Source organism: Streptomyces sp. NPDC031274 (genome assembly GCF_055570235.1).
Genome location: NZ_JBVIHP010000041.1, coordinates 59,635 through 66,325 on the forward strand (window position 1 = coordinate 59,635; position 6,691 = coordinate 66,325).

Consider the following 6,691-nt stretch of genomic DNA (forward strand, 5'->3'; position numbering starts at 1 on the left):
GGTGCCGGGCGGGGGACAGCCTCTTACGGGCTGGGTCCGTCTGCCCAGGCAACGCCCCCAGACCACCACAAGGCTGTACTCACCCCGCGCAGGGCCACCCGCGCTGCTTCATGAAGCGCATCCGACCGAGGAGACGACAATGCCTTTACTGCGCATGTCTGCGCACGAATTCGTCGACCGCTGTCAACAGGACACGGTGGCCGATGATCTGGCCGAACGTCACCGGCAGGCGCGACTGGGCCGACTGGCGGACGCCGAGATACGGTCCTGGCGCAACAGCCTGCCCGCCCTGGCCCGCGTGCTGGACGAAGCCGGACTGCAGCATGTTGAGGTACTGATCGAGTACCAGCTGGCCCTGTCCAGCCTGCGGGCCGACGTGGTGCTGGCCGGCTGGCACCCCCACACATCCCAGCCGTCCTACGTCATCGTTGAGCTCAAGCAGTGGACCCACGCCAGGGCCCTGCCCGACACCGAGGACCTCTGCCTGCCAGGGACCGGCAACAACAACCAGGCCTTCTTGCATCCCGTCGCCCAGGTACGGCGCTACTGCCAGTACCTGCAGGACTTCACCACCGTGCTAGACGCGGAACCCGACGCGGTGACCGGCGTGGCCTACCTCCACAACGCCGATACCACCGGCGTGGCCGACCTGCTCGTCCTTGAACCCGACCACCACGGGCGCCTGTTCACGCACAGCACCCGCGATCAGCTGATCACCTATCTGCAGTCGCGCCTCTCACCCGCTCACGGCACCGTAGCCGCCGACGAACTCATCGACAGCCCCCTGGCACCCAGCCGTCCCCTGCTGCGCGCGACCGCGGAAGAGATCCTGCACGCCGACCGGTTCGTCCTGCTCGACCAACAGCAGGTCGCTGTCTCCCTGGTCCGCCGCGCAGTGAAGAAGGCCCGCGAAGCGGACAGCAAAGAAGTCCTCATCGTCACCGGCGGCCCCGGCTCCGGCAAAAGCGTCATCGCCCTGCACCTGATGCGCCACCTCGCCCACGACCGCCACACCGTGGTCCACGCCACCGGATCCAAGTCCTTCACCCGCACCCTCCACCACGCCGTCGGCACCTACACCCCCCGCGTCCGCAAGCTCTTCGGCTACTTCATGAACTTCGCCGACGCCCCCAAGAACGGACTGGACGCGCTGATCTGTGACGAGGCCCACCGCATCCGCGCCCACTCCGTCCGCCACCGCGGGGTACGCCAGATCGACGAACTCCTCGACGCCGCGCGTGTCCCTGTCTTCCTCCTGGACGACCACCAAGTCGTACGCCCCGGCGAGATGGGCAGCCGCAAAGCGATCGACCAGGCAGCCGCCGCCCGCGGCCTGCACCCACGCCACATCGACCTCAACGGCCAGTTCCGCAACGGCGGCAGCCGTGCCTACGAACAGTGGGTCCTGCGCCTGCTGCAGCTCACCGACGAGCCCGCCACCCAGTGGGCCGACGAGCGGACCTTCCACGTCCGCGTGGTCGACTCTCCCCAGCAGATGGAAGATCTTCTGCAGGCCAAGGAGGCGCAGCACCTCACCGCCCGCATCACGGCCGGCTTCTGCTGGCGATGGAGCGACCCGCGCCGCGGCCGTCTGGTCGACGACATCACGATCGGCTCCTGGCGCAAGCCGTGGAACCTGCGCGGTGAGTCCCGCCTCGACGGCGTCCCCCCGTCCTGGCTGTGGGCCACCGACCCCCACGGCTTCGGCCAGGTCGGCTGCATCTACACCGCTCAGGGCTTCGAGTACAACTGGAACGGCGTCATCCTGGGAGACGACCTCGTCTGGCGTCAGGACCGCTGGCTCCCCAACCCTCAGGCCAGCAGGGACCCCGCGCTCAGCAGCACCGACCCCGCCACCTTCCTCCGCCTGGTCCGCAACACCTACAAAGTCCTCCTCACCCGTGGCATGGCCGGAACCCTCCTGTACTCCACCGACCCTGAAACCCAGGCACGACTGCGCCAACTAGTCCCCGCACAGACTGTGGCAGAGCCCGACCCGCTAGGGCCGGTCCAGCAGCCCACTTGAACCACAGCACCACCTGAAGTCACCCCATACGCTGCATACTCCAAAGCAGCGGCGCTCACCAAGGCCGCCGTGGACGGAGGCACGCCGTGAGGAGCGTCCCCGACCGGACCTGTCCGCGACAGCAGGCCTGCGGCTATCAGCTGACCACCAGCGGGTGGGACAGCCGCCCCTGCTACTGCGCCGAACCGAAGGCGCCCGGCCTCTACTTCTGCACCGAGCACCGCGAGTGGGTGGCCGCGGACGTCCCGGACGGCATCGTCTGGGTGGCTCCCGGCAACACCACGGGCGCTGAGCCTCTGGGCGGGGCGCCCGCCTGGCCGCTGACCGACCGCCCTGGTTTCCCATCCCAATCACACGAGCCAGGAGCACCACCATGCCACTGCCCAAGGACTTCTCGACCTGCGACCCCGAGCAAATCCTTGACACCGACCGCCACGCCACCGACTACCGCAGCTGCTTTTCGCGCGTGCGGGGGGTGGTCTGAGCTTGGTTGTGGGTCTTGGTGGCTGATGTGTGGGGGGTGCCGGCCGGGTGGTGTTTTCTAGGGGCGTTTCTGTGGCGTGGTGGGGTCCGGGGTTGCTGCGGCTGTGGTGAGGAGGCGTTCCCAGGTGCGGGGGGTGCTGCCGTGTTGTGCGGCGAGGTGGGCGGCGATGCGGCTTTTGGGTGTATCGGCCGCGACAGCGAGGGCGTCGAGGGCGGTTTGGAGGCGTGGGTCGCCTTCGTAGGGGTGGGCTTTACGGGGGCCTTGGGGCTCGCCAGCGCTGCGGCCGCCGCCTTTGCCTTGTCCGGGTGGGTGGTCGCGGCGTTGGTTGATGTCGTGTCGGGTCCACAGTCGGGTGCCGTAGCGGGTGGTGCCGGCCGGGAGATGGCCTTGCACGGCGTAGGCCTGGACGGTGCTGGGACTGATGCCGAGGATGGCGGCTGCCTCTTTGGCGGTGAGGAGGTCGTCGGGGTGTTCACCGGTGGGCAGTGGGGGGATGGGTTTGCCGGTGAGGTAGGCCTGGGTCTGGGCGAGGTCGTAGAGCAGGGAGCGGCTGTGAGGGAGCAGGCTGGGGACGTGGCTGCGGAAGGCGGGGGCGTCACGGCGGTGCCAGGTGGCCAGGGGAACGCCGGCTTGGCGGGCGATGGCGGCTTCGTTGAGGACCGGCCGGTTGCGGGGGATCACGTGCTGGTCTCCTCGAGTACTGCTGGGCCGCGGCTGCGGGCTTGTAAGATTGATGCGCAGGGCCGGTTCTTTTCCGGGTCTGATGTTGTGAGGAGCCGGCGGTGTGCCGGGTCGCTCTTGAAGCGGCCCTCCGCCGGCTTCGCTTGTTCCCGGGGCGGCCACTTCCTGCGGTTGACAAAATCAACGTACCAGCATTCTAGGTCGCCAGGGAGTGGTCCTCCAGCTCCGCTCCCGGGTCACCCTTCGCTGAGCTGTTGGGTGAGCCATGCGTTGGCCGCGCGTCCGTTGCGGATTCGTACGACGGGAACGCCCAGGGCAGCCGTCTCGGCGACCTGCCGGGCGTAGCGGGGTCGATTGTTGCGGTATTTGCGGATGGCGGTGCGCAGCAAGGAGCGCCGGCCGAAGAAGGCGCGCTTCCAGGTGAGCCGCTTTGCTTGCGCGCTTGAGTCCAGGCCGGCGAGCTGCCGCAGGCTCCGGTACACGATCCGCCGCACGAGGAGGGACAGCGGGAGGTCGAGCCAGACCAGCACGTCGGCGCGGTGCCAGACCACATCGGCGAGTTTCGAATAATTTCCCTCGACCACCCACGATCCCCCGGACGTGATTCTTGCGGCCTCGCGGCGGAATTCGTCGAGCGGGAGAGGGCCGTGCTCGGTGAACAGGATCTCGTCAAGGTCTGTGTGCGGGATGCCCAGAGAAGCGGACAGTGTCCTCGCGATCGTCGACTTCCCGCTGGCCGGGGGACCGAACAGAGCAAACTTCTTCACCAAGAACTCCTGTCTGCTCGGCTGAGTTGGTTCCACCGCCGCAACAGCAGTGAATCTTCCCTGACTTTTACGGGTCACCTCCTGGTTTCGCCGAATCCGGTTGTTGAACGGCCGGCGCACGCGAGCGCCTGGCGTCCCAACCCTTCGACGCGACGTGGGCGTCAAGCCTACCGGGGCGGAGGGTGTCCCTGGTAGCGCGTGTGCTGGTACCTCGTGAGTCGGTCCTGGACGGAATGGCGGGAGAGGCCGGCCTCCTTCGGCCGGTACCGGCGTGGGTACCGGCGTGGGTACCGGCGTCAGTACCGGCGTCAGTACCAGCGTAGGTACCGGCCTCGGAATGGAGAGAGCGGTGTTACTGCAGGTCAGAGGTGTTGGGTAGCAGGCAATTGGTGCTGACACCTCTTCATCCTTGTGATGAAGAGGCTTCCTTCTCTCACGGCCCTCCGGAGTGTGGTGCGAAGCAGGCCCGGGCAGGCCGCGGCCCTTGTGGGGCAGGTGGCGTGTCGTCGCGGGCTTGGGGCGGTGTGTGCGCTCGTGCCGCTTCGCTGCGCTTCGGGCTGTCGGGGCTCTTGGCCGGGCGCCCGCACCCTCGCGTCGTTCGATCCGGGGGCAAGCAACGCTCCTCTCCGATGCACCGAAACACCGACACGCGACGCTCCGCGTCGGGAGTCGGTGCACCACCAGCCCTGATCTCCAACTGACCGCGAAAAAAGGTCGGTTGGGGGCTGTTGCTATAGACGGAGTGAGTTGAATTGCTGTAATGTTGAGTTTGTCGGAAGGGGCGGCACACCCCGACCGGCTACAACATCAGTCAAGCGAAAGGAAGGCCCACCGTGGCCCGTCCACTGCTCCCGCAGCATCTCGAAGACCGCCGCATGAATCTGCGTGTCCTTGACTCCCTGCCCGCCAAGGGCTACCCGGGATACGTCAACGGCACCGGGCGCCTGCGGACCGTCAACCACCTCTACGACCACACCACGGTCCTCGGGCACGTCGCGCTCTCCCCCGATGAGGCATACGCCCTCACCAACAAGCGTTCACCCCATGCCCTGTACGAGATCATGATGATCTCGGCCGGGACCACGCACCGGCCAGGCATGCACGACCACTCCCCGGAATTCGGCAAGGCATTTGGCGTCATGGCCGACAGCTTCGCGAACCACTGCCACACCTACGACCTCACCCCGGTCGTGTCGTGGAGCTATGACCCCAAAACGCTGGACCGCGAATCCATCCAGGGCGAAAAGCGGTTCCACGCCCATCTCGTGGGCCGCACCAAGACAGAGCGCGCAACCGTCGCGGCAGAATCCGTGAGGGCCGGACAACTCTCCGCCAACCGAGCGCGCCGCATCGTGGAAGAAGCATCCGTCCTCGGCTCGCTCCTGAGCGCCGATTGCGTGGACCCGGACGCGCTCCGCGTCCTCACCCCCATCGCGGCGCTCTCCACGCCCACCGCGACGGTGACGGCCCAATTCCTCTTGCCTCGCGGCTGGGAGAGCCTCACCGCCCCCGGACTGCATGACGACCTGACCTACATCCACCGCAAGCTGCGGCGAATCTACGACGAGATCATCCGCACCTGCACCACCGGGAGCACCGGCCTGTGGGAAAGGCCCGTGGTCCGGGCATTCCGCGCGGACGACATCGACATCCCCCTCCGTACGCAGACCCGCGCCACCCTCGCTCACTACCTCCGGGCGCTCCGCCCGGAGGTCCTGACAGGCGGTCAGAGTTCTGAGCGGTCCCGAGCCACCCACGTCTACCCGCTCGCTGATCTGGCCTACGCCGTGACCATCGCCGAGCAGAACGGAAAGGTCTATCTGCACTTGCGCACCAACCTGTTCTCCGATCTCGGAGGGGCAGGAATCAGCATCATCGACGGAGCCATCGTGAAGACGAAGAAGGGAGTAGGAACGCTCCGCGCCGACGAGATCGCGGCTCGCAACGCGTTCCAGACCGCTTACCTCGGCCAGATCCACCAGCATCCGCTGGCGTCCCGAGTGTTCTTCCCGAGGATCTGACGCAGCGGGCGGGAGGGGATGACCCTCCCGCCGCGCTCGGACCCCTCGGCGCTAGTGAGATGAGGATATGCAGCAGGGTAGGGCCGCCAGTAGGGCGGCCCTACCCTGCTGCGACATGGGGATAATTTTCGCGACGCTGAGGGGAGACGATCAGAGACGCGGCCAGGTTGAGACGAATTGGGTTGGCGTACGAACTAGTCGGGGTTGGGGTGTGGGTTGGGTGGTGTTGCGCGTCGGCTGGGGGCCTCCGCGCTCGGGCCGCTGTGGTCCGTGAGGGAGACTGTGCTGTCATGTGAGGGCCTGGGGGCGGGTGGAGCGCCCGGAGGGCGCCTGTGGGCGCTATGCGCCTGGGGGTGGCCCGGAGGGTCAACCCCGTGACAGTTTCCGGGAGTTCACTCCCCCCCCGGAAATCTGTATTCTGTATCACGGTGCAGGAATGGAATTCCCGTACCTATGCCCGGAGGGCATTACCCTCAACTCCAGGGTTACCACTCAAATATGATGGGCCGTCAATTCAATCCAAGATACCGCTCTTTGGGAATTCATGACGGAGTCAGGAATTCTTTTCGACTGGAAGTCGAACCAGTTGTTGGAATAGCCCGGAGGGCAATTCCAACAACTCCCGCCCAGAGGGCGGCAATTCGCGCGGGGACGCGCGAAAGGAGAATCCGGAGGATTCGAGTATTCGGCTGCCGGAGGCAGAGCGAAGCGG

Annotated in this window: 4 protein-coding genes; 2 read left to right on the forward strand and 2 right to left on the reverse strand. The window is 66.8% G+C overall.

Annotated features, from left to right (window positions below):
* Window positions 1-154 precede the first annotated feature (154 nt).
* Window positions 155-2,026, forward strand: a complete 1,872-nt coding sequence (locus ACZ5CR_RS41200; RefSeq protein ID WP_468867635.1) for a DNA/RNA helicase domain-containing protein — start codon at window positions 155-157, stop codon at window positions 2,024-2,026.
* A gap of 541 nt (window positions 2,027-2,567) precedes the next feature.
* Here ACZ5CR_RS41200 and ACZ5CR_RS41205 read toward each other — a convergent pair.
* Both ACZ5CR_RS41205 and ACZ5CR_RS41210 read right to left on the reverse strand, forming a co-directional pair.
* On the reverse strand, window positions 2,568-3,191 hold the full coding sequence (locus ACZ5CR_RS41205; RefSeq protein WP_468867636.1) for a helix-turn-helix domain-containing protein: 624 nt from the start codon (window positions 3,189-3,191) through the stop codon (window positions 2,568-2,570).
* A gap of 236 nt (window positions 3,192-3,427) precedes the next feature.
* Window positions 3,428-4,078 carry a P-loop NTPase family protein gene (locus ACZ5CR_RS41210; RefSeq protein ID WP_468867638.1) on the reverse strand — a complete coding sequence of 217 codons (651 nt, stop codon included), beginning with the start codon at window positions 4,076-4,078 and terminating at the stop codon, window positions 3,428-3,430.
* Window positions 4,079-4,791: 713 nt separating this feature from the next.
* Between ACZ5CR_RS41210 and ACZ5CR_RS41215 the strand changes: the two genes are divergently transcribed.
* The gene (locus ACZ5CR_RS41215) at window positions 4,792-5,979 is read left to right on the forward strand and encodes a hypothetical protein (RefSeq protein ID WP_468867640.1); all 1,188 of its coding nucleotides are present in this window, start codon (window positions 4,792-4,794) and stop codon (window positions 5,977-5,979) included.
* Window positions 5,980-6,691: the final 712 nt, after the last annotated feature.